The sequence below is a fragment of the Brucella sp. NBRC 113783 genome, assembly GCF_040372265.1.
In the GTDB taxonomy this organism is placed as follows: Bacteria; Pseudomonadota; Alphaproteobacteria; order Rhizobiales; family Rhizobiaceae; genus Brucella; species Brucella teleogrylli.
In genome coordinates, this window is record NZ_BAABRX010000006.1 from 107,580 (window position 1) to 134,571 (window position 26,992).

Here is a 26,992-nt window from a genome sequence, read left to right on the forward strand (position 1 = left end):
TTTACTTGAGAGTTCCGCCGCGAGCACGCAATGCTTCGGCAACATGATCGGCATCGTCGAGCGCCGCCAGCGACAGCGGCAGCACCAGTTGCCAGCCCGGACGCCTGCGCGACCGGGCGCGCCAGGCTTCAACAAGCTGTCTGGCCCGGACAATCAGCACCGGCGTAAAGCGTATCACCAGCGGGATGGCCGTTTCGAGAATTTTCGTCGGCAGGCCAAGGCGGCGCATAGGCGTGTTTAAGAACCGGAGCAGATGCACGAAATCTTCAAGCGGTGTCGTCATCGTCACCAGATTGGCGAGCGCAATCATCGTGGCCACGCGCACCGTGATCTCCACCCCTTCAAGCGCGGTGTAGAAAGCCAGATGCCAGAGAAAAATCACCGCAACAAAGGGTAGAACCGGCCGCATGGCCTGCAAGCCGGCGCGAAAGAATACGCGCCCCGGGAGGGCGTAGAGCGCGAGACAGACCACCAGCGCGCCAAGCTGGAACCAGACCGACGTGACCATGAAAAGCGTCGTGGTGGCGATGCAAAGCGCGGCCACCTTGGCCGCCACCGGCCATTGATGCGCGCGTGTTTTAACGGGAGAGGTGAGAGAGATCATCGCTCTTGCCCTGAAGGATCATTTCTTCAACATAACGGGTCAGAACCGTTTGCGCATCCCCGGTTTCCCGGATCTGGCCCTGATCGATCCAGAACACTTCCTCATAACCGTGCAGGTCTTCCGGGTGATGGGAAATGTGCAGAAGGCGCGCCTCGCCGCCGTTCAGATAGCGCGCCAGCTGATGCCGTGTCGGAATATCGAGACCGGCAAAAGGTTCGTCGAGAATGATCAGCGCCGGGCGCATGGCGACCACCGCCATCATGCAGACCAGATGCTTCTGCCCTTGCGACAGCGACTGGATGGCAGCATCGGCCCAATGGTCCTTGCCGAAATCGGCCAGTACCTTGGTCGCCATCGTGCGCGCATCGGCTTTGGTCGCGCCCTGCTGGCGCAGGCCGAATGCAATTTCCTCGATGACCGTTGGAAAGATGATCTGGTGTTCGGGGTTTTGAAACAGGATGCCGACGGTTGAAAGCGCGGCCTTGCGGTCTTCATAAATATCGTGGCCAGCGATACGGATCGCGCCTTCCGTTGGTTTCAGCAGCCCCGCCAGAAGCCGCGCAAGCGTGCTCTTGCCGGAGCCGTTTCTGCCGACAATGCCCATTCTGCGCGCATTGGAGTGAAGCGAAACACCGTGCAGGATTGGCCGCCCGGCTATCGCATAACCGACGCCATTGACAGCAATGAATGGTGCGGATGCGCCATTATCGGGCATGGTTCAACAAATCCTGCTTCGGGTCTTGTTCTGACATTTCTGCAAACCGTTGCAGGCTTTGACCAGAAGCCGGGCCCGATTGCAACCATGCAGACAAGCTACCGCGCTTGAAGCGTAGCGGGACTTGCATGGTCATTCGCCAAACGGGCGTGTTGGTTCATCCAATTTCGCTGTTTCCCGCCGCCGGAAAATTGGTTAATGTTTAGTAAACATGCGCCGATCTTGCGGCGACCCAACGCAGTTGGCGTTGGATGGGGGAGAAAATGAAAAATGCACAGCAGTTCAATGAAAAAGGATAATGGGGCAAAAGCGGAATTGCACGCCCACACACCATCGCGAACAAACCGACCATTGAAGCGACCGATCTGGATCGACCGGCTGACCGCTTCGGAGCTGACGCTTTTCGCCTGTTCGTGTGCCGTCGGCACGGTGCTGGTGCTAAGCCAGGTACTCCAGTTCTGAGAGCCTGTTCCTGCGGCGCTATGAAAAAGGCGGGACCAATAGATCCCGCCGCTTATTTTATCAGGCTGCCAGAGAAGCCATATCGATTACGAAGCGATAGCGCACGTCGCTTTTCAGAACGCGCTCGTAAGCCTCGTTGATATCCTGAATATTGATCATCTCGATTTCCGAGACGATGTTGTGTTCGCCGCAGAAATCCAGCATTTCCTGGGTTTCCTTGATCGAACCGATCATCGAACCGGCAAGGCTCTTGCGGCCCGGAATGAGCGAGAAGGCATGGACCGGCACCATATGTTCCGGCGCGCCGACATTCACCATGGTTCCATTGACCTTGAGCAGGCCGAGATACGCATTCCAGTCGATGGCGACGCCAACCGTACAGATGATCAGATCGAAACTGCCTGCGAGCTTCTCGAAGGTCGAAGCATCGCTGGTGGCGTAATATTCCTTTGCGCCGAGCTTGAGGCCGTCATCCTTTTTCGAAAGCGATTGGCTCAGCACCGTGACATGTGCGCCCATCGCACTGGCCAGCTTGACGCCCATGTGGCCAAGCCCGCCCATGCCGACGATGGCCACGCGCTTTCCCGGGCCCGCATTCCAGTGGCGGAGCGGCGAATAAAGCGTGATGCCGGCGCAAAGCAGCGGGGCCGAGGCATTGAGCGGCAGATTGTCCGGAATGGACAGCACATAGCCTTCCTTGACGACGATCTGGTCGGAATAGCCGCCCTGCGTGCGCGTCTTTCCTTCTGCGTCATCGCAGTTATAGGTCTGAATGAGACCCGGCAGATATTGCTCGTTATCAACGTCGCGTGCTGCGCAACCAACGCAGGAATCCACGAAGCAGCCGACGCCGACCTTGTCGCCAACCTTGAACTTGGTCACGTTGTCGCCGACAGCCGTGACGACGCCCGCAATTTCATGGCCGGGAACGATTGGATAAACGGCGTTTTTCCATTCGTTGCGAACCGTATGAATGTCGGAATGGCACACACCGCAATACTGGATCGAGATGACCACATCGTCGGCATTGGGTTCACGACGTTCAAATGTGAACGGCACCAGCGGCTGATCCGCATCGGTTGCGGCATAACCTCTTGCAATAGCCATAATAAACTCCGTTTTTCAGGGAAAATTGGGGAAGGATGAGATGATTGACTATGCCGTGAACCTGAGGAAAGAGGGTAGACCGATCCTGCAAGCTTCTTGCATAATCCTGCAAATCTGGCCCGCATGACCTACCCTGTCTCTTGGTTTCGTTTTCCGAACTGGATAAATGAAGACCATGTCGGATCGTTGACAAACCGAGGTGCCCATGAACTTACCCGTCGATGCATATAGGGAGCTGGCTTCGCTCGCCAAGCGCTTCATCGAAACCGATGGCGAGTGCAGAACCGCGATCGACGGCCTCTCCTTGAGCAGGCGTTCGACGCCGAGCGTTCCCTGCCACGGCAGCTATCGCCCGTGTCTCGCCATGGTTCTTCAAGGTTCGAAGTCGCTGCGCCTTGGGTCGGCCACGATCAATTATGCTACGGGAGAATATCTGGTCACCTCGCTTGATCTGCCGGTCACGTGGCGGGTGGTCGAAGCCAGCGCGGAGGCGCCGCATCTTTGCCTTTCACTCGCCATCGACAGTGAAAAACTGGTCGATCTGCTTGGCCGCAGTGATATTCGCAGAAGCATCTCCCAATCGGAAAACCAGTGGGGCATCAGCGTCAACGCTGCACCTGCCGGGCTGGTTGATGCGGTGATCAGGCTCTTGCGCCTTCTCGACAGCCCGGAGGATATTCCGGTCATGGCGCCGCTGATCGAACAGGAAATCCTCTATCGCCTGCTGACCGGCCCCAGCGGCGACCGCCTGATCAATATCGCCACCGTGGACAGCCAGGCCAACCGGATTGCGCGCGCCATCGGATGGTTGCGCCAGCATTTTGCGCTACCCCTGCGCATCGAACAGCTGGCCGAATATGTGAATATGAGCCCGTCGTCTTTCCACCACCATTTCAAGTCGATCACAGCCATGACGCCGATTCAGTATCAAAAGCAGCTGCGGCTGAGCGAAGCGCGGCGGCTGATGCTGGTTGAAAGACTGGATGCAGGCACGGCAGGACATCGGGTGGGCTATCAAAGCCCTTCGCAATTCAGCCGCGAATATAGCCGCCTCTACGGCAATCCGCCGGTTCGCGATATCGAGGCGGCATAAGCACACTACAAATTTTGTTCAAACTTCTTCACCATGAGCAGGCTTTGCTTGCTGTTGCTGTCGTATTGCCTATCTATGATCTGGGCGGGATGAGAAATGCATGATGGTGACGATGATGAATACAGGTGCGCAGGGCTTCACACAGCCGGAACGAAGCTTTTCCATTCCGGCCAATGAAGTCGAACGGCTCGAAAGCGTTCGCAGCCTCGTCTCCCTGTCCAGCATCGGCCTGCCAGAACTCGACACGCTTGTCGGTCTCGTCAAGGAGGCTTTTGGCGCGAGCACGTCTGCGCTCAACATCATCGATCAGGACTGGCAACGCGTCGCGGCCAATGCCGGTCAGCATGTGGATAGCTGCCCGCGCGAGATGACCGCCTGCACATTCGTGGTGGAAAGCGGCAAGAGCTTCGTGGTCGAGGATATGGTTGAAGACCGTTTCTTCTGCACCATGCCCTATGTCACCGGCGAACCGCTCTTCCGGTTCTATGCAGGGGCGCCGGTTTCGGTGGATGCGGGCCTGACCGTTGGTTCGCTTTGCATTCTCGACAACAAGCCCCGGCAGATTTCCAAAAGCGAACTGGCCAGGCTGGAAGACTTTGCCAGCATCGCCAGCGGGCTGTTGCGCCTGCAAAAGACCAACAAGTTTCTCAATGACGATTCCATCGCCCTGAAGCGTCTGGCGCTGACTGACCGGCTGACGAAACTCTATAATCGCGGCGCGCTCTATGAGCTGGCGATCCCGATGATCGAAGATGCGCTGAAGCAGGGAAAATCCGTCGGCGCGCTGCTGATCGATCTCGACCGCTTCAAGGCCGTGAACGACACGCATGGACATATTATGGGCGATGCACTGCTGATTGAGGCCGCGCGGCGTCTGCGCTCCACTCTTGGCGCCAGCGATCTGCCGGTCCGGGTTGGCGGCGATGAATTTGCTGTCGTTCTGCCAACGTTAAGCGGCCCAGACGAGATTGAAACCGTTGCAGCAAAGATTGTCGACGCATTCCGCGAACCGTTTATCATTCACGGCATCGTTCTGGATGTTTCTGCCAGCATCGGCGCGGTGGTTGCGCCGCGTGACGGCGTCACCCCACAGGATCTGGCGCGCAATGCCGACATCGCGCTCTATCAGGCCAAGGGCAAGGGACGCAATTGCTACAGCGTCTTTGGTGCAGCAAACTGATCCGAGCCGAGCGAAACTGACAACACCGTAGCCGATCACGCCTGATCGGTTGCGGTGTTTTCGTTATGGTTTTTCTATCCGAAAAACTGGTTTCTTGGGCGCGGTAGTCCGAGATGTTCGCGCAGGGTAGAACCCTCATAATCGCTGCGGAAAATATTGCGCCGCTGCAATTCCGGCACCAGTCTTTCCACCACGTCGTCCAGCCCTTGCGGCACGAACGGAAACACCACCGTAAAGCCGTCGCAACCGGCCTCGTCCAGCCATTGCTGCATCTCGTCGGCGACACTTTCGGGCGTGCCCACAAAAGCCAGACCCGAATAGCCGCCATAGCGCTGGGCAAGCTGGCGAACCGTCAGTTTTTCTTCGCGCGCCAGCTTCAACACCTGTTCCTGGCTCGACTTGCTGGCATTGGTATCGGGCAGTTCAGGCAGATATGAATCTGGATCGAGGCCGGATACATCGTGCCCGATGGCAATCGACAGCGATGCGATGGCGCTGTCGTAATGCACCAGACTATCAAGCTTTGCGCGCTTTTCCTTTGCATCTTCAATCGTGTCACCTATCACGATGAAGGCGGCGGGCAATATTTTGAGGTGGTCCGGATTTCGCCCAGCGGCTGCAACTCGGCTCTTCAGATCAGCATAAAGTTTCTTTGCATCCGACAATCCGCGCGGCGCGCAGAAGACAACCTCGGCGGTCTCTGCGGCCAGCTGGCGTCCCGGCTCCGATTGGCCTGCCTGCACGATCACCGGCCAGCCCTGCACCGGGCGCGCAATATTGAGCGGGCCGCGCACATTGAAGTCGTCACCCTTATGCTCGAGAACATGCATACGCGATGGGTCGAAAAAGATGCCGGATTGCTGATCGCGCAAAAATGCGTCATCGGCAAAACTGTCCCACAATCCCGTCACGACATCAAAAAATTCACGCGCGCGCTTGTAGCGCTCGCCATGAACGAGATGCTCTTCCTTGCCGAAATTGAGCGCCGCATCGGGATTGGAGGTCGTGACGATGTTCCATGCCGCCCGCCCCTGACTGATATGGTCGAGCGAGGCAAAACGCCGGGCGATATGGTAAGGCTCATCGAAGGTTGTCGAGGCCGTTGCCGCCAGACCGATCCTATCCGTCACCGCCGCCAGCGCCGACAGTAAGGTGAACGGCTCAAAAGATGTCACGGTGTGGCTGCGCTTCAACGCCTCTTCCGGCATGTTCAGCACGGCCAGATGATCGGCCATGAAGAAGGCGTCGAATTTGGCGGCTTCCAGCTTCTGCGCAAAAGACTTCAGATGGCGGAAATTGAAATTGGCGTCGGGATAGGCTCCCGGATATCGCCAAGCGCCAGTGTGCAGGCTGACGGGGCGCATGAAGGCGGTGAGATGCAACTGTCGTGTCATTCGTTCATTCCCGAAGCGGTTTCGAACCTCCAATTTTAAGGGGCTTGATCCCACAACGGAAGCACGGTCCGTTGCCACGGACCGGCGCAATTGCGCAACATTTTGTTATCGGGAGGACCACTTGTAGCAACCGCAACCCTATTGCGCGCGGCGCACCGTTTCCGACGGAAGATAGCCAAAGCGCTGGCGGTAATCGGCGGAGAACAGGCCCATATGATTGAAAGCCCAGGCCATGGCGATGCGCGTAATATCACCGGGCCCGGCATATCCGCGGGCAAGTTCCGCATGCACCTTGTCCAGCCGCATGTTCTTGAACACACCGAGCGGCGTGTTGCCCCGGACACTGCGGAAGGTGCGGTGCAAGGTGCGGGCGCTGGTGCCTGTTGCATCGACAAGCTCCTGCAAGGTCAGCTGCTTGTCGAGATTGTCGAGCATGAATTTTTCGGCGCGCTGGACATAGCTCGGCACCGCGCTCATCAGCGGTCGTGCACGCGGCTGCGTATCGAGCGCCGCCGCAAGTGACGCCATCAGGCTGTCCTCCAGCCGCTCCGACAGACCGCCATGGAAGAAAGCTTCCTTGTCCTTCTCGATCTCGTTCATGACGAAATGCGCCAGATGATAGAAGGCATGGCCGACCGGCGTATCGAATGACACGACCCGCTTGTTATGGGTAAACTGCTCGATGAATTCCTTGCCGCCCAGTATATCGATCTGGGTATCGTTGAGGCTGAAGATCAGCATGCGCGTGGACGGGTGAAACTCAAGGTCGATGGCCGAATGCGCATCGACCAGCTGCGCATTCATGCCCGACTGATACAAAAGCTCGTCGCCGCGCCGGTCGCGTGAAACGAAGATGCCCTGCAACGGAACCTGCAACAAGGTCATATCATTATGCGCGTCCACCTCGATGCGGGCATGGCCGCCGACGCGGATTGCCGTCAGGCCGAAGGGCCGCATGCGCCCGTGGGCGACTTCGGTGCGGTAGGTCCGGCTGGATTTCTTCGAGATGCGGCAAGGCCGGAGCAGCCCGGACATGGTGTCCTGGAACGAATCGATGGACGGCGAAAGCCGGTGCATATAGCTCGTAGTCGGCATCACGATATTCCCCGTATCTCATTTAGAGAGCGTTTTATTTTAAGATTAAACTATCACGCTGCGCCGAGAGCGCAAGCATCGCGAAAATTTTGCCCTAAAGCGTGTTTCTGGCGGTTTGCTGTTAGGCGTGGCGTTTTGGTGATAGACAGCATTGTTCCCGCTTTTATCGTTGGACCCAGGCGCCAGAGAGCAGCCACGAAAAAGGGAACCGCGAATGAAAGCGATTATCGTCGGAGGAGGCATTGGCGGCCTCACAATGGCACTGATGCTGCATGCACGGGGCATTGACTGCCAGATTTTCGAAGCAGCGCCAGAAGTCCGCGAGTTGGGCGTTGGCATCAATGTTCTTCCGCACGCGATCCGTGAACTGGCCGAAATCGGCCTCCTGCCCGCGCTCGACGCTACGGGCATCCGCACCCGTGAGCTGATTTACGCCACACGGCAGGGCCAGGAAATCTGGCGCGAACCCCGCGGCATGGATGCAGGCTATGATGTGCCGCAGTTTTCCATCCATCGCGGCTATTTGCAGAAACTGCTTTATGACGCGGTGATCGAGCGGCTTGGACCAGAAGCCATCGTCGCCAACCAGCGCTGCGTCGGCTATGCCCAGAATGAAGGTTCGGCGACCATTCACTTTGCCGAAGGATCGAAAATCGCATCCGCAACTGCCGATGTCATCATCGGCGCGGACGGTATCCACTCCGTCATCCGGCAGCAGATGTTCCCGAACGAAGCCGGTCTCAAATGGAACGGCGTCATGATGTGGCGCGGCGCGGTGGAAAGCGATCCGTTCCTTGACGGTCGCACCATGATCGTCGCCGGCGGTTTTACCTATAAGCTGGTGCTTTATCCAATTGCCAGAGGCACCACGCCCGGCAAGATTCTCAACAACTGGGTCGTCACCTATCGTCCGGGCGCCGATGGATCGCCCGCGCCGAAACGCGAGGACTGGAGCCGTCGCGGCACGCATGAAGAGCTGATGCCCCATGTCGAAAAGTTCGGCATCAATGTCGTGGACCTCGCCGCTTTGGTGCGCGCCACCGATACATTCTTCGAATATCCGATGTGCGACCGCGACCCCGCCCGCTGGTGGACCGATGGCCGCGTGGCGCTGATCGGCGACGCCGCCCATCCGATGTATCCGGTGGGGTCGAATGGTGCCAGTCAGGCGATCATCGACGCCCGTACGCTGGCTGATCATCTGGCCTCCGCCGAACATGGCCGCGCAGCACTTGCCGCCTATCAGGCCATCCGCCTGCCTGCGACGGCGGAAATCGTCCGGCTTAACAGGCTGGGCGGCCCGGAAGGCGTCATCGATGAGGTCGAACGCCGCGCACCGTCTGGCGTTGCCGATCTGGATGGCGTCATCAGCTTTGCCGAGCGCGAGGCGATCGTTCGCGGCTATGCCGCAAAGGCTGGCTTTTCAACGCAGCAGGTCAACCGGGAAATGACCCGGGCGACCGCCTGAAAACTCACATCTGTAATTATTGTGAAAGGGAATGAGAGTGACTGATCTTCCAGCTGGCGTGACCAAATCCGGCTCCTCCGTGGACGGTGTTGTCTGGCACATCCTGGGCCAGACCTATGTACCCAAGCATGTCTGCGAAAGCTCCATGTCGTGGCACGCAACCTTTCCTCCGGGCACCTTCGTTCCGCCGCATATCCACACCACGCAGGAAGAATTCATCTATGTGCTGGAGGGACGATTCGACCTGCTTCTCGACGGCAAGGAAGCCGTTGCAGAGGCTGGCGATCTCGTCTGCCTGCCGCGCAACGTGTCGCATGGCATTTTCAACAAGACCGAACAGCCGGTGAAGTGCGTTTTCTGGGTTTCGCCCACTGCGAAGCTCTGGGATTTGTTCGTTCGCATCAACAATGTCGGTGATCCTGCCGAAATAGTTCGCGTTGCACCGGCACATGAGGTTGAATTTTTGCCTGCGCCAGCAGAATAATGCATCCGCCCGGCAGAGGTATGGGGGTACATCTGCCGGGTAATAAGCATTTCCAGCATCGGACAATGCGAAAGAATAAGAAAACAAAGCAAAAATCTGCAATCGAGGTGGAACTATGAAAATTTCGACGAAAGCGGCTTTCGCGCTGCTCGCCGCAACCATGCTAACCGGAACCGCGCAGGCCGAAGACGGCAAGATCAAGATCGGTTTGATCTATACGCTCAGCGGACCGTCCGCCCTTTTGGGCGAACAATCCCGCGACGGCTTCCTGCTTGCCATGGAGAAGCTCGGCAACAAGCTCGGCGGCCTCGATGCGGAAATCATCATTCAGGACGATGAACAGAAGCCGGATATTGGCGTCAACAAGGTCCAGCAGATGATCCAGCGCGACAAGGTGGATTTTGTGGTCGGGCCGATTTTCTCCAACGTGCTGAACGCCATCGTCAAGCCTGCGACCGATTCCGGCGCGTTCCTGATCTCGACCAATGCAGGCACATCCAATCTGGCTGGCAAGGATTGCAACGCCAATCTGTTCGTAACCTCCTATCAGAACGACCAGATGCATGAAGTTTCCGGCAAATATGCCGAAAAGCAGAACTACAAGCGCGTTTTCCTGATCGCCCCGAACTATCAGGCGGGCAAGGACGCGCTGGCCGGTTTCAAGCATTCCTACAAGAACGAAGTCGCGCAGGAAATCTATGTGCCGCTCGGCCAGCTCGACTATTCGGCAGAACTGGCGCAGATCGCCGCTGAACAGCCGGATGCGGTCTATGCTTTCCTGCCCGGCGGCATGGGCGTGAATTTCGTCAAGCAATATCGTCAGGCCGGTCTTGAAGGCACGCCGTTCCTCTCCGCATTCACCGTGGATGAAACGACCCTGCCCGCACAGCAAGACGCAGCCGTCGGTTTCTTCGCCGGTTCGAACTGGGCGCCGGATCTCGATTCAGCCGCCGCCAAGGAATTCGCCACAGCCTATGAGGCCAAGTTCAAGCGCGTTCCGGCAACCTATGCCGTGCAGGCCTATGACGCCGCCATGCTGATTGATGCGGCCGTCAAGCAGGTCAACGGCAATATCACCGACAAGGACGCGTTGCGCGCCGCCATGAAAGACGCGAAATTCACCTCGCCGCGCGGTGAATTCAGCATTGGCGACAACCACTTTCCGATCCAGAATTTCTACCTGACCAAAGTCGTCAAGCGTGACGATGGCCAGTTCGCCACGTCCTACGTTGAAACAGTTTTCAACGACTACAAGGACAATTACGCAGCTGAATGCAAGATGTAACCCGGTGGAAGAAGGGCGCTCCGATGAGCCCAGTCTTCTCAATTTCCAAGTCTGAAACAGGTCACGCCAGCCCGTCTGGCGTGGCCCGGGCTTCAGTACAACGAGTTCCGGACATCCCCCATGCTCAATCTTTTTCTACTGCAATCCCTTAACGGGATTCAGTTCGGCATTTTGCTCTTTCTCGTCGCCGCCGGGCTGACGCTGATCTTCGGCGTCATGGACCTGATCAATCTGGCGCATGGCGTGCTTTATATGGTCGGCGCTTATCTGACCGCGAGTTTCACTGCCATGACCGGCAGTTTCTTCTACGGCATTTTGATCGCGCTTCCCGTCACGCTTGTCATCGGCATCGTGCTGGAAGTGCTGGTCTTTCGACGACTATATGAACGAAGCCATCTCGATCAGGTTCTGGCGACCTTCGGGCTGATCCTGATCGTGAATGAACTGGTGAAGATCATATGGGGTGCAGCGCCGCTCAGCGTGCCGATGCCGGAATCGCTCTCCGGTTCCATCCAGCTTTTCGGAAACCTGCGCTATCCCGTCTATCGCCTGCTGATCATCGCAGCTGGGCTTCTGACGGCGGCAGGTCTCTATGTCCTCGTCAATCACACGCGCATCGGCATGCTGCTGCGCGCCGGTGCCACCAATGGCGACATGGTGTCGGCCCTTGGCATCAATATCCGCCGCCTGTTCATGGTGGTGTTCGGACTTGGCGCGATGCTTGCGGGCTTTGCCGGCGGCATGGTCTCGCCCATCCTCTCGGTTGATCCCGGCATGGGCGATTCCATCCTGATCCTGACCTTCGTCGTCATCGTGATCGGCGGCGTCGGTTCCGTGCGCGGCGCTTTTGTTGCGGCCATCGCCGTCGGCCTGGTCGATACGCTTGGCCGCACCTTCGGGCCGATGCTGCTGCGCAACCTGCTCGACCCCGCCGCAGCCTCCCAAATGGGCCGCACGCTGGTGCCGATGCTCACCTATATTCTGATGGCAGCCGTGCTCTATTTCCGCCCGACAGGTCTCTTCCCGGCACAGGGAGGAACGCGATGAGCGAGATTACCCATAACAGCACGCGCGACACCGCCATGCCGAAAAAGGCAAAGCGCCGAGCTTCGCCTTTGCTGGATGCAGGCCCGTGGCTGGTCTTTGCAGCCTTTGCAATCGTGCCGCTTCTTGCCTCCGTTCTCGGCGACAGCTTCCTCCTCGTGATCGTCACCCGCATCATGATCTTTGCGCTGGCCGCGCTTTCGCTCAACTTCATCATGGGTTACGGCGCGCTCGTTTCCTTTGGTCATGCGGCCTATATCGGGATCGGCGCTTATGCGGTCGGCATCCTGTCCAGCTATGGCATTGACGATCTGATCTTGCAGCTGGTCGCGGCCATCATTGCTGCAGCGCTCTTCGCGCTCGTCACGGGCTATATTTCACTCAGAACCAGCGGCGTTTATTTTATCATGATCACGCTGGCCTTTGGTCAGATGGCCTTCTTCTTCATGGTCTCCCTGTCGGCCTTTGGCGGCGACGACGGCATGACGCTGTCGACACGTTCCACGCTGTTCGGCAATACGCTGCTTTCCAGCAATCTGGTGCTGTTCTATTTCGTGCTGGCGCTGCTGGTCGGTGCGTTTCTCACCTTCCGTATGCTGGTGCATTCCCGGTTCGGTCGTGTGTTGCGCGGAACGCGGGATAATCCGGTGCGCATGCGCGCCATCGGCTTCTCGCCCTTCTCGTTTCAGCTCACCGCCTATGTGATTGCCGGTGTGGCGGCGGCGATTGCCGGTGTGCTGCTCGCCAACCAGATCCAGTTCGTTTCACCTGCTTTCATGAGCTGGCAGCGCTCCGGCGAACTGATCGTCATGGTCGTGCTGGGCGGCATGGGCACGCTGATCGGCCCAGTCCTCGGCGCAACCGCCTTCATCGTGCTGGAAGAAGTGCTGGCGCATTTCTCCGAGCATTGGAAACTCGGTCTCGGCCTTTTCCTCGTCCTCGTCGTGCTTTTCAGCCGCGACGGTATTGGCGGCTTGATCCGCAAGCTGCGTGGAGGTTCCGATGTCGGATGAACTGCTTCAGGTCCATGACCTGCACAAGAGCTTCGGCGCGCTCAAGGTGACGGACGGCGTCAATCTCACCGTCAAACGCGGCGAAATTCACGCGCTGATCGGCCCGAACGGTGCTGGAAAGACCACGCTGATCCATCAGCTTTCGGGCAATCTGAAAAGTGACCGTGGCTCGGTCGTCTTTGACGGTCGCGACATTTCCGGTCTGGCCATGCCCGCGCGTGTTCACTTGGGCCTTGCGCGCTCCTTTCAGATCACCTCGGTTCTGGAAGGTTTCAGCGTGCTGGACAATGTTGCGCTGGCCGTTCAGGCGCGATCAGGCTCAAGCTTCCGCTTCTTTCGGGCGGCGAGCAAGGAGGCCGAAATCAACGAGCAAGCCATGGCGGCACTTGCCCGCGTGCGGCTGGACGACCGCGCCCATCGCCGGGCTGGAGCGCTGTCGCATGGCGAAAAGCGCCAGCTTGAGATTGCCATCGCGCTTGCCACCAAAGCGCAGATGTTGCTACTCGACGAGCCACTGGCTGGCACCAGCCACGAGGAATCCGTGGTGCTGGTCGAATTGATGCGCTCCCTGCGCCAGACCCACACGCTGGTTTTGATCGAGCATGACATGGATGCCGTTTTCTCGCTGGCCGATCAGGTGAGCGTGCTTGTCTACGGGCGCGTCATCGCATCGGGAACACCCGCCGCCGTACGCTCCGACCCGGACGTACGCGCCGCCTATCTCGGTGAAGAGGAGGCCGCCTGATGCTGAAAGTTGAAGGGCTTCAGAACGCCTATGGCCAGTCCCGCATTCTCTTTGGCATCGATTTTGAAGTCGGCGCGGGAGAGGTCGTTACCATTCTCGGCAGAAACGGCATGGGCAAGACGACAACCATCAAGTCGATCTTCGGCTTGCTGCCGCCCAAGGGCGGCAAGGTCATCGTCAATGGTCATGACGTGACCGGCAAGCCGCCCCATGCGATAGCCCGCGAGGGGCTAGGGCTGGTCCCGGAGGGACGACAGATATTCCCGACGCTCAGTGTCGAGGAAAACCTACTGGCCACCCGGCGCGCGGATGCGCGCTCATGCAAATGGTCGCTGGAGAGCATCTACCGGATGTTTCCACGCCTGAAAGAACGACGGCGCAATATGGGCAACCAGCTTTCCGGCGGCGAGCAGCAGATGCTGGCGGTCGGTCGCGCCCTGATGACCAATCCGAAAATGGTTGTGCTGGACGAAGCGACGGAAGGCCTGTCGCCGCTGATGCGCGAAGAAATCTGGTCCTGCCTGCGCAACATCAAGGATGAGGGCGAAGCGATCCTCGTCATCGACAAGAATGTCGATGCGCTGGCGCGCTTTGCCGACCGTCACGTGGTCATCGAGAAAGGCCGTGTGGTGTGGAGCGGCGACAACGCCGCCCTTTTGAACACCCCGGACATCAAGGAACGTTACTTGCACGTTTGACCATGCAATCGAACGCAAATTACTGGCACTACAGGAGACGAGCATGCACCCCAGCGCTCATGTGGACACATTCGTTCTGGATAATCTTCCGGCTGCGGAACTTCTACCGGATATCATCAACCTTGAAGAACTCGGTTACCCGGAACAGCTGAACGCGACCACCGAGCTGGTGGACGCCCATCTGGCAAACGGCAGAGGCGACCGCATCGCCTTGCAGGCGCCGGGCGTGCGCTGGACCTATCGCGATCTTGCCGCGATGATCAACAAGATCGCCAATGTGCTGACCGACAAGCTTGGCATGAAACCCGGCAATCGCGTGATGATTCGCTCGGGCAATAACCCGACCAAGATTGCGCTCTATATGGCGATCATCAAGGCAGGCGGTGTCGTGGTCGCGACCATGCCGCTTTTGCGCGCCCGCGAGCTGGTCCAGATCATCGACAAGGCCGAAATCAGCATTGCCTTTTGCGATCATGCTCTGATCGGCGAAATGCAAAATGCTGTGGCGCAGACAGGTTTCGTCAAAACATTGGTGACATGGGAAGGCAATGCAGACGGAGAGCTTGGCGCATTGCTGGCCGATGCATCCAGCGATTTCGAGGCGGTCGCGACACGCGGCGATGATCCTTGCCTGCTCGGTTTTACATCCGGCACCACTGGCCTGCCGAAGGCGACCATCCATTTCCACCGCGACCTGCTGATCGTTTGTGACTGCTATGCGCATCACATTCTGGACGCGACTGAAGACGACATCTTCATTGGCTCGCCGCCACTGGCTTTCACTTTCGGTCTTGGCGGGCTGGTCCTGTTTCCGTTCCGAATTGGCGCTTCCACAGTGCTTCCGGCAAAGACCGCGCCGCATGATCTGGCGCTCGCCATCGGCGAATATAAGCCGACTGTCTGTTTCACCGCGCCGACCGCTTACCGCGCCGTGCTTTCAAAGATCGATCAATATGATCTTTCCTCGCTGCGCAAATGTGTTTCAGCCGGTGAGGCCCTCCCGCTCCCCACTTTCGAAGCGTGGAAACGCGCCACCGGGCTTTCGCTGGCGGACGGCATCGGTGCCACGGAAATGCTGCATATCTTCATCTCCGCGCCGGAAAAGGATATTCGCCCCGGCGCGACTGGCAAGCCAATCCCCGGCTATGAAGCGCGCGTGATCGATGACAACGGGCAGGAATGCGCGCCCGGCACGCCCGGACGCCTTGCCGTTCGCGGGCCGCTCGGCTGCAAATATCTGGCCGACCCGCGCCAGACCAAATATGTCGAGAACGGCTGGAACATTACCGGCGATACCTATGTCATGGATGAGGACGGTTATTTCTGGTATCAGGCCCGCAATGACGACATGATCGTTTCCGCCGGATACAACATTGCCGGACCGGAGGTCGAGGCCAGCCTGCTCGCGCATCCGGCCGTGGCGGAATGCGGCGTGGTGGCAGCGCCCGATGACGAACGGGGCTGCATCGTAAAAGCCTATGTGGTGCTGAACGAGGGCTATAATGGCGACCAGAACTTGCAGGAAACTCTGCAAAGCCATGTCAAAAGCGAACTCGCGCCTTATAAATATCCGCGCGTGATATGCTGGGTTTCCAGCCTGCCCAAGACGGAATCCGGAAAATTGCAGCGATCCGCCCTGCGTGCGCAGGCGGCTAGCGAAGCCCGCGCCTGACGCGGCTTGCGCATGGATATGCAGGAGAATTCAGTGCTTCACGACTTCGATACCGCCTATGACAATATGAAAGCTATCAGCGATTCCGCCAGCTATCCGCCGCGCTGGACGGAACTGGCCTCCAGCTTTCGCGAAAAAATGCGCGATCAGGGCCGTTTGATACCCGACATTGCCTATGGCGACGGCGCACGCAACCACTACGATCTTTTCCTGCCGGACGGCTCGGCCAAGGGCACCGTTGTGTATGTCCATGGCGGCTATTGGAAGGGGTTGGATAAAAGTTTCTGGTCGCATCTGGCGCAAGGCGCGCTTGCGCGCGGTTATCGCGTGGCCATGCCAAGCTATACGCTCTGCCCCGAAACACGGATTTCCGGCATCACGCTGGAAATCGGTCGCTTCCTCGACCATCTGGCGCAGGAAGTGGACGGCGACATTGCCTTGACCGGCCATTCAGCCGGGGGGCATCTGGTCAGCCGCATGGCCTGCGAAAACGCGCCCATTGCCGCCGCAACGGCAGAACGGATCAGGCGTGTTCTTTCAATCAGCGGGCTGCATGATCTGCGCCCGCTGCTCAAGACCGCAATGAACGATATTTTCCATATGGATGCCGCAGAAGCTGTCGCGGAAAGCGCAGCTCTCCAGCGCCCGCGCACGGACATCGCCGTGCATTGCTGTGTCGGCGGCGACGAGCTGATGGAATTCAGGCGGCAAAATACGCTGCTGGCAAACATCTGGTACGGATTGGGGATCGAGACCAGCGCCTGGGAAATCGACAGCACGCATCATTGCAATGTGATCGATACGCTTTGCGATCCCGAAAGCCGCGCCGTCCAATTTCTCTGCCCCTAACACCAACCTGCGATCCGACGGTCAAACCGGCGGTGTTTTCAGAGATCTGGGCGGGAAGGTCGATGCGATTGTCGTTTCAGGCTCGCTTTTCACTGGCATCTTTCCGCAACCGATATTAACACCGATGAGAGCGCCTTGTTGCGCCTGATGCCAAAATGCATCCGGCGCATGACTGTTGCAACCATGATCGATGACGAGGGAATTCATGGAGGAACGCTTCTCAGGTACGGTTCTGGCTTCCGAGCATCAGGAGGAGAACCCCGCGCGTTCGCTGGGCGAGATCGGCCTGAACAGTTTTGCGCCCTACCTGATGAACCGCCTGATGGCGCGCTATAATGCAAACCTTGCGGAAGCGCTGAAAGGCCGCCAGATCACGACGGTCAAATTGCGCACGCTTGCCGTCTTGAGTGTCACCCCTTCGGCGACGATCAACGAGCTTGCGGTCTTTACCGTGACCGAACAATCAACGATGAGCCGCACGCTCGATTCGCTTGAAGAGCAGGGGTACATCCGCCGTCAGGCACGCGCAGAAGACATGCGCATCCGCGATATTTCGATGACCGAAGAAGGCCGCAACATCTTCAACGAAGCATGGCCGGTCATGTATGATCTGCTGTTGCAATTGTTTGAAGGCATCGATGAAGACGAGCATCGCGCCTTTGTCGGCACCTTGCAGAAAATGCTGCGCAATATCCGTAAAAACGAACTTTAAACCGGCCCGCTTCAAGAAAGCGAGCCGGAATTGTCAGACCATCAATCCGTCGAGCGTGACGGGATCAGCGCGGTTGCCACAGCTGCCAAAGCGGCAACGATAGCAAAGATATAGAAGTTCCACTGCGGGCCGACATTGAGGCTTGCGATCAAGCCGCCCAGAAGCGGGCCCGACAGCGCACCAATGCGCGAGAAGCTCAGCGCCCAGCCAGTTCCGGCGGAGCGAATCGAGGAATCGAGCCGCTGGGCCAGAAAGCCTGTCAGAACCAGCGATGCCGACACGGTGCCGAAACCGGCAATGGCCACAAACACATAATTCATCAGGAGCGAACCCTTGAAGGCAAGCGCCACAATGCCGAGCGCACCCAGCGCATAGGAACAGGCGACCGTGCGGCGCACACCGAAGCGATCCGCCCAAGTGCCAAGCACAATACCGCCGATTGCCGAGCTGAGACTGAAGACCGCGAGGAACAGCAGGCTGTTGCCGAGGTCGTAACCGTTCTTGCGCATGATCTGCGGCAGCCATTGTGCGAGGCCATAAACCAGCAGCAGACCCATGAAGAGCGCGATCCAAAAGCAGGCGGTTTCGAACGCCTTTTTCGGGGAGAAGATTTCACCGAACACCGTGCGCCAGCCAACCTTGCCATGCTTGCGGACAATCGCCGCCGGAACGCCAACGCCCATGCGTGCCGCCGTCTTGCGCGCCGCATCATGCTTGCCGCGCTGGACCAGCGATTCCACGCTTTCCGGCAGGAATGCGAGGAAGATCGGGACAAACAGCAGCGGGATGGCGCCGATCAGCACGATGGTGCGCCAGCCATGCGCTTCAAGAAAACCGCGACCGCACAAGGCTGCGGCAAGCAATCCCATTGAATAGCCCGAATACATGAGACCGTAGTTGAAGCTCTTCTTCTTGATCGGGGAATATTCCACTGTCAGCGCGGCTGCGACCGGAATAATCCCGCCAAGACCGATGCCCGAAATGAACCGGCTCAATCCGAAGATGAACGGGGACGGCGCCATGGCGCTGACGATCATGCACAGCGAAAACAGGGTGATGCAGGCGATGAACAGCGGTTTGCGTCCATGAAGCTCGCTCAACGTGCCAGCAAGAATGCCGCCGATCAGCATGCCGATCACCGTGTAACTGCCGATGGCACCAAGCTCTATCGGCGTCAGTTGCCAGACCGGATCGACCGACAAGGCGGGCAGAATGGCCCCGATGACACCGACATCATAGCCTTCCGCGAAAATCGCGAGCCAGCACAGGCCGACGACGAGCAGGCTTTTGCCTGCCGATATTTCCTTTCCGGCAACAGCCGGCGCGTCTATGCTCTGGGCTTGAGACATAGCTTTCCCCTTTTATTTTGAATTGGCGGGGCGCGCTCTTTGTCAGAGCGTCGCGATTGTCTTCAGCGCGCCATCGAGCGCGATGCCCTGTTCGTCCAGCAGGGCGGCTTGCCGCAGACGCCGGAGCCAGGCCGCGCCGTCGTCCCGCTCAGTCAGAACAGGCAAGGCGGATAGGACACGGTCAAATTTCGACAGGCCACGCGAATGCGTATCGGAGTAGCCCTTGACCAGACGACGGCAACCAAGAACCTCGACCGCGAGATCATAGTTCTTGGGCAAGACAGCCAGCGCCTGTGCCAGCCAGGCTTCACGATGTTCGACCTCACGCTGATGGCGCAGGCTGCCGCGCCGGAAACGACGCAGGCCCGAAACGACATAAAGCCCGGTGAACCAGAACAGCGTTCCCGTGTTTACCCGGCGACCCTTGCTGACACGCTTGTCGAGCCACGCGAAGAGTTTGGGGCGATTTTCAATCCATGCGCCGATGCCTTTCGGCAAGGTGCCGCACACTTCTTCCATGCGCGGGTGCATATATTCGGTCGTATAGGCGATCTGGTCCTTCTTGAGGCCGATTTCCTTGCGCACCCGCTCGAACCGCGAGCCGCGCACCTTGATATCCGCCACCCGGACCACATCGTCATAAGCCATGGCGACAGCGACATATTTTGCCGCCTGTTCGGTGAAGGCAAAACCATGCGCCGCACCGCCATTATCGCGATCGGCCTTGAGCAAGGCAGCGCAGCGGGTCAAATATTCATCCGCATAGGCCGGGTCCTGAAACTCGGTAAGTTTCTTGATGCCTGCGAAAAACATCGGATGGCATTCACCCGGAAACTCGCTGCGAATGCGCTGGATAAGCCTATCCAGCGCTGGATGATCGGACCGTTCGGGCAGAGGGTCGAGCCGCTTTGCGGGCGTTGCCGCCAGCTTGTCATTCGCGCCGCCAAGCGCGCGCTGATAGGCAGCTTCAAAAGCTCTGAGACTGGCCTCAATGCCTTTGCCGCCAGACTTGATCGTCGTTTCAAAAGCGGCTTTGTCGAAGGGCAAAGCGCCGGAAGCCGCAAGCGCGCCGAACAGAGCTGAAGACACCACGCTGCCGCTTTTCGTTGCCAGCGCTTCCATGTCAAAGGCGATGGTCTTGCGCGCGGCAAAGGCTGTTGCGTCCTCGACGACCACCGGATTGCCGATGCCATCGCCCGGCTTTTCCTTTTCGCCCACCGCAAAGGAGCGATGGGTGGAGGTGATGAGCAAGGTCTTGTCTGGCGTCACGAGACCGCGCAGAACCGAGCGCCCCGCTTCCATCAGTTCAGCCGCAATGACGATATCGACGTCGCCCGGCGTCGGCATCAGCGACAGGATCGGATGCGCCCCTTCGCGGGCCCGCAACAGTTCGAGATAATAGATCGTCGCACCGGTTCTTTGCGCCACGCCGGGCACGGAAGTTGTCTGCGCGACCCAGCCATTGGCTTCCGCAAGCGCGACAACCCAGTCGGCCAGAACGCCACCGCCCTGCCCGCCCATGGCGAGAATGGCAATTGACAGTGGTTTGTCCTGCGACAGAAGAGCGGACGGCGATGCATTCAGTGTGGCCATGACCTGTTCCTCAATCCGCAAAGACGATGCGCGACGCGCGGCGGCGCTTTTGCAGCCAGCCAATGACACCGGAGCGCAGGCGATGCATGAACTTGTCCCAACCCGTCGGATTGTGAATGACATCGGCGCGATAGAAGGACGGGCACAGAACCGCCGCTTCCGAAACTTCACCGCAGTTGCCGCAACCGACGCAGGAATTGTCGATGGCCGCGACCGGATCGTCCTTCAGCGGATCGTCGGTATGCTTCACCGAAAGCGACGGGCAACCCGACAGGCGGATACAGGCGTGATCGCCGGTGCAGACATCTTCATCGACGCCGAAACGCTGCTTGACCATCCGCTTGCCGTCCTTGACGGCCTTGGCGAATTGCGGCTTCACGCGGCGCTGCTTGTTGAGCATGCATTCCGACGACGCCACGATGATCTTTGGGCCTTTTTCTTCCGTCGTCAGCGCTTCCTTCAGCGTGTCGCGCATCTTGGCAACGTCATAGGTGTGGTCGATCTGGCGAACCCAGCCCGCACCAATTCCCTTGACTGCATCGACGATGGAATTGTTGGTCTTGCGGCGCGGATTGATCGCTCTGGAGGACATCACATCCTGACCGCCCGTCGCCGACGAATAGTAATTGTCGACCACAAGGATGACGCCATCCTGCTTGTTGAAAACGGCATTGCCGACTGAAGTGGCGAGACCGTTGTGCCAGAAACCGCCATCGCCCATCACCGAAATGGAGCGTTTGCCCGCAGGCACATTGAAAGCGGAAGCCGAGGCCGGGCCAAGGCCATAACCCATGGTCGTGCCACCGAGATTGAACGGCGGCAGAATGGAAAAGAGGTGGCAGCCGATATCGGCAGACACGTGATGCTCGCCCAGCTCCTTTTCCACCAGCTTCATGGCGGCGAAGATCGGGCGCTCCGGGCAACCGGTGCAGAAACCGGCGGGGCGCGGCGGCACCACTTCTGCCAGCGCCTTGACGCGCTCATCGGCCAGAACCGGCGATGGATCGGGCAGCGGCGGACGGTTGCCGAGCAATTGGGGCGCATGCGCATCGAAGAATGCCGTCAGACCCTTCAAAAGCACGGGCGTTGTGTATTCGCCGCCCAGCGGCAGCACATCCTTGCCGGTCAGTTTCGTCTGGATATCACGGCGGCGCAGCAGCGTATGCAGCGCCTGCTCTATATATTCAGGCGCGCCCTCCTCCAGCATCACCACGGCTTTCTTGCCGGCGACGAAGTCGATGACTTCATCGTCTATCATCGGATAGGCGACATTCATCACATAGAGCGGAACGCGGCTTTCGCCGTAAACATCGGCCAGCCCCATTTGCTGCAGGGCCCGCATGGCGCTGTTGTAAAGCCCACCTTGCAGGATGATGCCAACATCGCCCTCTTTCGGGCCGAAATATTCATTGAGACGATTGGCTTTGACAAACTCGACGGCTGCGGGCCAGCGCTTTTCGAGCTTTTCCTTCTCGTGCAGGAAAGATGCAGGCGGCAGGACGATGCGGTTCACATCGCGCCTTGGATTTTCCAGCGCTTCGGCCAGCGTGTGGGCGGGCCGCTTGTTATCCTTCGCCACAAACTGACCATGCACATGGCAGCTGCGAATGCCCACCTGCAACATGACCGGCGTGTTGGAGGCTTCCGACAGTTCGAAGCCTTTTTCAACGGCTTCCACGATCGAAGGCAGATTGGGCCGCGGCGTCAAAAGCCACATTTGCGATTTCATCGCATAGGCGTGGCTGCGCTCCTGCATGATGGAGGAGCCTTCGCCGTAATCCTCGCCGATGATGACCAGCGCGCCACCAGTCACCCCGCCAGAGGCAAGGTTGGACAGGGCGTCGGAGGCGACATTGGTGCCAGCCGTCGATTTCCACGTTACTGCGCCGCGCACCGGATACATCACGGAAGCGGAAAGCATGGCCGCAGCCGCAGCTTCCGATGCGGACGATTCGAAATGAACGCCGAGATCTTCCATCACGTCCTTCGCATCGGCGAGAACGTCCATCAAGTGCGAAATCGGCGAGCCCTGATAGCCGCCGACATAGGACACGCCTGACTGCAACAGCGCTTTGGTGATGGCGAGAATGCCCTCGCCACTGAAAATATCGCCTTCGCCGAGCTTCAGATCCTCGACCTCACGGGCGAATGAGCGCTCCGCCATGACAATTCCCCTTTTCCGTTCGCCGGAATATCAATTCATTTGCATCAGCATATTTTCCAATTCTAAACTGTGTCAATAGCGCTTTTCAGAACGATTATAATTATTGCATTTGCATATTTCTGTTTGGGCGCATTTTCTCGCCTCCCAAACGCGATGTGGGAAAGACTATGATTTTTTCGCTTGACGCGCCAGAACCCCTAATTATATTTTAAGCTTAAAATAATTAACCGGCTCCGTTCGGCAAATATCGGTCGGCAGCATATCGGAAAGGGAACTCAACATGCGTATCGTGTGTATTGGAGGAGGTCCGGCCGGCCTTTATTTCGGCCTTCTGATGAAAAAACTTCATCCGGAACATGACATTACGGTCGTGGAGCGGAACCGCCCTTACGACACGTTCGGCTGGGGCGTGGTGTTTTCCGACGCGACCATGGAATCCATGAAGGTCTGGGACCCGGAAAGTGCGGCTGAAATACAGGACGCCTTCAATCACTGGGACGATATCGAGGTTCTGTTCAAGGGCACGCGCCAGCGCACCAGTGGCCACGGCTTCGTCGGCATCGGGCGCAAGCGCCTGCTCAACATTCTTCAGCTGCGCTGCGAAGCGCTGGGCGTGAAGCTTCAGTTTGAAACCGACGTGGAAAGCGATCTCGATTTCCCGGACGCCGATCTCATCATCGCTTCGGACGGCCTGAACTCCCGCATTCGCAATCGCTATGAGGACGTGTTCGAACCCGATCTGATCGTTCGGCCCAATCGCTATATCTGGCTCGGTACGGAAAAGCTGTTCGACGCCTTTACCTTCGATTTCCGCAAGACCGATCACGGCTGGTTCCAGGCGCATATCTACAAGTTCGACGACAAGACCTCGACCTTCATCATCGAAACTACCGAGGAAGCCTATCTGGCGCATGGACTGGACCAGATGGACCAGACCGCATCCATCGATTTCTGCGAAAAGCTTTTTGCGGAAACGCTGGAAGGCGTACCGCTGATGACCAATGCGCGCCATATGCGCGGCTCGGCCTGGCTGAACTTCAACCGCCTGATTTGCGGAAAGTGGAGCCACTTCAACGGCAATTCCCATGTGGTGCTGATGGGTGATGCGGCCCATACCGCGCATTTCGCCATCGGCTCGGGCACCAAACTTGCCATCGACGACGCGATTGAACTGGCCAACCAGTTCCAGAAACTCGGTCACGGCAAGGAAGGCATTCCTGAAGTCCTGCATGCCTATGAGGAAATCCGCCGGGTCGATGTTGCACGCATTCAAAACGCCGCGCGCAACGCCATGGAATGGTTCGAGGTCGTCGGCCAACGTTATGCCGACACGCTGGAGCCGGAACAGTTCATGTATTCCATGCTGACGCGCTCGCAACGCATCAGCCACGAAAATCTGCGCCTGCGCGACAAGAACTGGCTGGAAGGCTATGAGCGCTGGTTCGCCCGCAAGCAGGGGCTGAACGTGACGGAAGACGAGCGTTGCCTGCCGCCGATGTTCACGCCCTACAAGCTGCGCGGCGTGACATTGCCAAACCGCATCGTCGTGTCGCCGATGGCCATGTATTCCGCGACCGATGGCCTGATCGACGATTTCCATATGGTGCATCTCGGCAGCCGCGCCATGGGCGGCGCGGGACTGGTCTTTGCCGAAATGACCTGCGTGTCGCCCGATGCGCGGATTACGCCGGGCTGTCTCGGCATCTGGAACGATGCGCAGGCCGAAGGCTGGAAGCGCGTTGTCGATTTCATCCATGGCAACAGCAATGCCAAGGTTGGCATGCAGATCGGCCATGCCGGACGTAAAGGCGCAACCAAGCTTGCCTGGGAAGGGATCGATCAGCCGCTGGAAGAGGGTTCATGGCCGCTTCTGTCTGCTTCCGCCCTGCCCTATCTCAAGCACAGCCAGACGCCGAAGGCGATGGACCGCGCCGACATGGACCGGGTCAAAGCGGATTTTGTCGCCGCCACCAAACGCGCCGCAGAAGCGGGCGTCGATTGGCTGGAGCTGCATTGTGCACACGGCTATCTTCTGTCGAGCTTCCTCTCGCCGCTCACCAACCGGCGCGAGGATGAATATGGCGGAAGTTACGAAAACCGCGCGCGCTATCCGCTGGAAGTCTTCCACGCAATCCGCGAAGTCTGGCCGCAGGACAAACCGATCTCGGTTCGTCTTTCCTGTCACGACTGGTTTGAAGGCGGCAACACGCCGGAAGATGCTGCGATCTTTGCCGACATGTTCAAGGCTGCTGGCGCCGATCTGATCGACTGTTCGTCAGGACAGGTCTGGAAGGAAGAAAAGCCGGTTTATGGCCGTCTGTTCCAGACCCCGTTCTCCGACAAGATCCGCAACGAAATCCACATTCCGACCATTGCCGTCGGTGCGATTTCGGAAGCCGATCATGCCAATTCGATCATCGCGGCTGGCCGCGCCGATCTCTGCGCCGTGGCCCGACCGCATCTTGCCGACCCGTCCTGGGCATTGCATGAAGCGGCAAAAATCGGCATCAACTCGATCGCATGGCCGAAGCAATATCGCTCCGCCAAATATCAGTATGAAGCCAATCTCGCCCGCGCCGCAGCTGCGCCGCAAGGTGCGAAGTAACGGGAGATTGCGATGAACGATGCCGCTGTTGGCCTTGCCCTTTCCGGCAAGCATGCGCTGGTCACCGGCGCCGGTAGCGGCATCGGCGCCGCTATCGCGGTCGGTCTTGCGCGCGCCGGGGCAAATGTGACCCTGGCGGGTCGCCGCCGCGAACCGCTGGAAGCATCCGCCGCCCTTCTGGACTGGCAACGGTGCTTTATTGCCGATGGGTTCGATGTGACCAACCGCGAAGCCATCGCAACCGGGCTGGACAGCGCGCGCGCCGCATTCGGGCCTGTCAGCATTCTTATCAACAATGCCGGAGAAGCACCGAGCGCGCCGTTTGAGAAAACCAGTCTCGACATGTGGAGCCGCGTTCTCGATGTCGATCTGACAGGCGTTTTCAATGTGACGCAGGCGACCCTCGATGACATCAAGGCGGGCGGCAAAGGCGGGCGCATCATCAATATCGCCTCCACGGCGGGCCTGAGCGGCTATGCTTATGTCTCGGCCTATTGCGCCGCAAAGCACGGGGTCGTGGGTCTGACCCGCGCGCTGGCGCTGGAACTCGCCCGCAAGGGCGTGACGGTCAACGCCGTTTGCCCCGGTTTTACCGATACGCCGATCATCTCACGCTCGATTGCGGCCATTGTCGCCAAGACCGGACGGTCGGAGGAAGATGTTCTGGCAGAATTCGTCAAGGCGAACCCGCAGGGACGCCTGATACAGCCAGAAGAGGTGGCTGAAACCGTGCTGTGGCTCACATCGCCCGGCGCGCAATCGATAACTGGACAGGCGATTGCAATCGCCGGTGGGGAGGTAATGGCAGGATGACCGACGGCACGACTTCGATGGCGAGCAATCTGAAGCCTTTCAAGGACTATCAGGCCACGCATTTTCTATGGCAAACAAGCGAAGACGGTCGCGTTGCCACGCTGACCCTGAACCGCCCGGACCGGAAAAACCCGCTGACATTTGAAAGCTATGCCGAGCTGCGCGATCTGTTTCGCAATCTCGTCTATGCCTCCGATGTGCGCACCATCGTGCTGACCGGCGCTGGCGGAAACTTTTCGTCGGGCGGCGATGTGTTCGAGATCATCGAACCGCTGACCCATATGACAATGCCCGATCTTCTGGCTTTCACGCGCATGACCGGCGATGTCGTCAAGGCCATGCGCAAATGTCCGCAGCAGATCATTGCCGCCGTTGATGGCATTTGCGCTGGCGCTGGTGCCATTCTGGCCATGGCCTCGGATTTGCGCATCGCCACGCCGGAAGCAAAGACGGCTTTCCTCTTCACCCGCGTCGGCCTTGCTGGCGCCGATATGGGCGCATGCGGCATTCTCCCGCGACTGATCGGTCAGGGCCGCGCATCGGAACTGCTTTATACCGGGCGCTTCATGAGCGCAGACGAAGGCGAACGCTGGGGCTTTTTCAACGCGCTGCACCCGCAGGGCGATCTTCTGGGCAAGGCCGAAGCGCTGGCGCGCAATATTGCCGACGGTCCATGGTTCGCGCATGGCATGACCAAAACCATGCTCAATCAGGAATGGGCCATGGGCATTGAAGAACTGGTGGAATCGGAAGCGCAGGCGCAGGCGATCTGCATGGCGACGCAGGATTTCCGCCGTGCCTTCGAGGCTTTCGCAGCCAAGCAGAAGCCCGTTTTCGAGGGGAACTGA

24 protein-coding genes are annotated in these 26,992 nt (G+C 58.7%); 16 read left to right on the forward strand and 8 right to left on the reverse strand.

What is annotated here, in order from left to right:
- Position 1: 1 nt before the first annotated feature.
- On the reverse strand, positions 2–604 hold the full coding sequence (locus ABWW11_RS18250; RefSeq protein ID WP_109366856.1) for an energy-coupling factor transporter transmembrane component T family protein: 603 nt from the start codon (positions 602–604) through the stop codon (positions 2–4).
- On the reverse strand, positions 579–1,319 hold the full coding sequence (locus ABWW11_RS18255; protein WP_109366855.1) for an energy-coupling factor ABC transporter ATP-binding protein: 741 nt from the start codon (positions 1,317–1,319) through the stop codon (positions 579–581). Before ABWW11_RS18255 ends, ABWW11_RS18250 begins: the two co-directional genes overlap by 26 nt.
- Positions 1,320–1,589: 270 nt before the next feature.
- Between ABWW11_RS18255 and ABWW11_RS18260 the strand changes: the two genes are divergently transcribed.
- Positions 1,590–1,781 (forward strand): hypothetical protein, encoded by a 192-nt coding sequence (locus ABWW11_RS18260; protein WP_124915313.1) that lies wholly within the window; start codon positions 1,590–1,592, stop codon positions 1,779–1,781.
- 60 nt (positions 1,782–1,841) lie between these two features.
- On the opposite strand, the gene ABWW11_RS18265 is transcribed toward ABWW11_RS18260, so the two are convergent.
- Positions 1,842–2,888 (reverse strand): NAD(P)-dependent alcohol dehydrogenase, encoded by a 1,047-nt coding sequence (locus ABWW11_RS18265; RefSeq protein ID WP_109366854.1) that lies wholly within the window; start codon positions 2,886–2,888, stop codon positions 1,842–1,844.
- Positions 2,889–3,093: 205 nt separating this feature from the next.
- On the opposite strand from ABWW11_RS18265, the gene ABWW11_RS18270 reads away from it, so the two are divergent.
- Both ABWW11_RS18270 and ABWW11_RS18275 read left to right on the forward strand, forming a co-directional pair.
- Positions 3,094–3,981 carry an AraC family transcriptional regulator gene (locus ABWW11_RS18270; protein ID WP_109366853.1) on the forward strand — a complete coding sequence of 296 codons (888 nt, stop codon included), beginning with the start codon at positions 3,094–3,096 and terminating at the stop codon, positions 3,979–3,981.
- Between the two features lie 100 nt (positions 3,982–4,081).
- Positions 4,082–5,161, forward strand: a complete 1,080-nt coding sequence (locus ABWW11_RS18275; RefSeq protein ID WP_109366852.1) for a sensor domain-containing diguanylate cyclase — start codon at positions 4,082–4,084, stop codon at positions 5,159–5,161.
- 74 nt (positions 5,162–5,235) lie between these two features.
- On the opposite strand, the gene ABWW11_RS18280 is transcribed toward ABWW11_RS18275, so the two are convergent.
- Both ABWW11_RS18280 and ABWW11_RS18285 read right to left on the reverse strand, forming a co-directional pair.
- Positions 5,236–6,555, reverse strand: coding sequence for an LLM class flavin-dependent oxidoreductase (locus ABWW11_RS18280; RefSeq protein WP_121538422.1), 1,320 nt, complete (start codon positions 6,553–6,555; stop codon positions 5,236–5,238).
- 138 nt (positions 6,556–6,693) lie between these two features.
- The gene (locus tag ABWW11_RS18285; protein ID WP_109366850.1) at positions 6,694–7,650 is read right to left on the reverse strand and encodes an AraC family transcriptional regulator; all 957 of its coding nucleotides are present in this window, start codon (positions 7,648–7,650) and stop codon (positions 6,694–6,696) included.
- Between the two features lie 214 nt (positions 7,651–7,864).
- On the opposite strand from ABWW11_RS18285, the gene ABWW11_RS18290 reads away from it, so the two are divergent.
- The 10 genes from ABWW11_RS18290 to ABWW11_RS18335 all read left to right on the forward strand — a co-directional run bounded on the left by ABWW11_RS18290 (position 7,865) and on the right by ABWW11_RS18335 (position 17,620).
- Entirely contained in the window at positions 7,865–9,118 is a 1,254-nt protein-coding gene (locus ABWW11_RS18290; protein ID WP_109366849.1) for a flavin-dependent oxidoreductase, read from the forward strand.
- A gap of 37 nt (positions 9,119–9,155) precedes the next feature.
- On the forward strand, positions 9,156–9,602 hold the full coding sequence (locus ABWW11_RS18295) for a cupin domain-containing protein (RefSeq protein ID WP_109367937.1): 447 nt from the start codon (positions 9,156–9,158) through the stop codon (positions 9,600–9,602).
- A 115-nt stretch (positions 9,603–9,717) separates the two neighbouring features.
- Positions 9,718–10,887, forward strand: a complete 1,170-nt coding sequence (locus ABWW11_RS18300; RefSeq protein WP_109366848.1) for an ABC transporter substrate-binding protein — start codon at positions 9,718–9,720, stop codon at positions 10,885–10,887.
- A gap of 120 nt (positions 10,888–11,007) precedes the next feature.
- Positions 11,008–11,934 (forward strand): branched-chain amino acid ABC transporter permease, encoded by a 927-nt coding sequence (locus tag ABWW11_RS18305; RefSeq protein ID WP_109366847.1) that lies wholly within the window; start codon positions 11,008–11,010, stop codon positions 11,932–11,934.
- The gene (locus ABWW11_RS18310) at positions 11,931–12,944 is read left to right on the forward strand and encodes a branched-chain amino acid ABC transporter permease (protein WP_109366846.1); all 1,014 of its coding nucleotides are present in this window, start codon (positions 11,931–11,933) and stop codon (positions 12,942–12,944) included. The genes ABWW11_RS18305 and ABWW11_RS18310 overlap by 4 nt, the downstream gene beginning before the upstream one ends.
- Positions 12,934–13,689 (forward strand): ABC transporter ATP-binding protein, encoded by a 756-nt coding sequence (locus ABWW11_RS18315; protein WP_109366845.1) that lies wholly within the window; start codon positions 12,934–12,936, stop codon positions 13,687–13,689. Before ABWW11_RS18310 ends, ABWW11_RS18315 begins: the two co-directional genes overlap by 11 nt.
- On the forward strand, positions 13,689–14,387 hold the full coding sequence (locus ABWW11_RS18320) for an ABC transporter ATP-binding protein (RefSeq protein WP_109366844.1): 699 nt from the start codon (positions 13,689–13,691) through the stop codon (positions 14,385–14,387). The genes ABWW11_RS18315 and ABWW11_RS18320 overlap by 1 nt, the downstream gene beginning before the upstream one ends.
- Before the next feature lie 43 nt (positions 14,388–14,430).
- Positions 14,431–16,059 (forward strand): benzoate-CoA ligase family protein, encoded by a 1,629-nt coding sequence (locus ABWW11_RS18325; protein WP_109366843.1) that lies wholly within the window; start codon positions 14,431–14,433, stop codon positions 16,057–16,059.
- A gap of 33 nt (positions 16,060–16,092) precedes the next feature.
- Positions 16,093–16,908, forward strand: a complete 816-nt coding sequence (locus tag ABWW11_RS18330; RefSeq protein ID WP_109366842.1) for a hormone-sensitive lipase — start codon at positions 16,093–16,095, stop codon at positions 16,906–16,908.
- Positions 16,909–17,113: 205 nt separating this feature from the next.
- Positions 17,114–17,620, forward strand: a complete 507-nt coding sequence (locus tag ABWW11_RS18335; protein WP_010659191.1) for a MarR family winged helix-turn-helix transcriptional regulator — start codon at positions 17,114–17,116, stop codon at positions 17,618–17,620.
- 41 nt (positions 17,621–17,661) lie between these two features.
- Here ABWW11_RS18335 and ABWW11_RS18340 read toward each other — a convergent pair whose 3' ends face one another.
- The 3 genes from ABWW11_RS18340 to ABWW11_RS18350 are packed head-to-tail and all read right to left on the reverse strand — an operon-like array spanning position 17,662 to position 22,726.
- A complete protein-coding gene (locus ABWW11_RS18340; protein WP_109366840.1) occupies positions 17,662–18,969 on the reverse strand; it encodes an MFS transporter in 1,308 nt (435 codons plus the stop codon).
- Positions 18,970–19,011: 42 nt separating this feature from the next.
- On the reverse strand, positions 19,012–20,562 hold the full coding sequence (locus ABWW11_RS18345) for an indolepyruvate oxidoreductase subunit beta family protein (protein WP_109366839.1): 1,551 nt from the start codon (positions 20,560–20,562) through the stop codon (positions 19,012–19,014).
- A gap of 10 nt (positions 20,563–20,572) precedes the next feature.
- A complete protein-coding gene (locus tag ABWW11_RS18350; RefSeq protein ID WP_109366838.1) occupies positions 20,573–22,726 on the reverse strand; it encodes a ferredoxin family protein in 2,154 nt (717 codons plus the stop codon).
- A gap of 280 nt (positions 22,727–23,006) precedes the next feature.
- Here ABWW11_RS18350 and ABWW11_RS18355 point away from each other — a divergent pair, with 280 nt between their 5' ends.
- The 3 genes from ABWW11_RS18355 to ABWW11_RS18365 are packed head-to-tail and all read left to right on the forward strand — an operon-like array spanning position 23,007 to position 26,992.
- Positions 23,007–25,331, forward strand: a complete 2,325-nt coding sequence (locus tag ABWW11_RS18355; RefSeq protein ID WP_109366837.1) for a bifunctional salicylyl-CoA 5-hydroxylase/oxidoreductase — start codon at positions 23,007–23,009, stop codon at positions 25,329–25,331.
- Between the two features lie 12 nt (positions 25,332–25,343).
- Positions 25,344–26,144, forward strand: a complete 801-nt coding sequence (locus ABWW11_RS18360) for an SDR family NAD(P)-dependent oxidoreductase (RefSeq protein WP_109366836.1) — start codon at positions 25,344–25,346, stop codon at positions 26,142–26,144.
- The gene (locus ABWW11_RS18365; protein ID WP_109366835.1) at positions 26,141–26,992 is read left to right on the forward strand and encodes an enoyl-CoA hydratase family protein; all 852 of its coding nucleotides are present in this window, start codon (positions 26,141–26,143) and stop codon (positions 26,990–26,992) included. Before ABWW11_RS18360 ends, ABWW11_RS18365 begins: the two co-directional genes overlap by 4 nt.